General features: G+C 61.8%; 1 protein-coding gene. It reads left to right on the plus strand.

What is annotated here, in order from left to right:
- Window positions 1–532, plus strand: a 532-nt coding sequence (locus tag JKG68_RS32890; RefSeq protein ID WP_202066680.1) for an alpha/beta fold hydrolase, incomplete at both ends; no start/stop codon positions are given.

A 532-nucleotide genomic window follows, 5' to 3' on the forward strand; every position in this document is an offset into this window, starting at 1 on the left:
TATACGCCCGATGATTTTGCCAAGGATGCCGTCCAGTTGCTGGACGCGCTTACCATCGAACAGGCGATTGTGGTGGGTCATTCGATGGGAAGCTTTGTGGCCCAGCGTATCGTAGCCCACGCGCCTGAGCGCGTCAGCCGTCTGGTGCTCGTCGGCTCGGCTGCCACGGCCCGCAATCCAGTGACGCTGGAATTGATGGAGGAGGTTGCGGCCCTTGAGGATCCTGTTGCTGCGGACTTCGTCCGGGCGTTTCAGACCAGCACGATCCACAGGCCGGTACCGGAGGCCTTCTTCGAGCAGATCGTGGTCGAAAGCCGTAAGGTTCCGGCGCGGGTCTGGAAGGCCGCCCTTGCTGGTCTTCTCGACAGCGACTTTGCGCCGGGTTTGGAGCCCATCCGCTGCCCAACCCTAGTTCTTGGCGGTGATCGGGACGCTGTTTTTGCCCCGTCTGAGCAGGAGCAACTCGCAAGGGGTATTCCTGGCGCAACGATCAGGATCCATCGCGACATCGGCCATGATCCCCAGTGGGAGG

Source organism: Microvirga aerilata, assembly GCF_016743775.1.
Taxonomy (GTDB): Bacteria; Pseudomonadota; Alphaproteobacteria; order Rhizobiales; family Beijerinckiaceae; genus Microvirga; species Microvirga aerilata.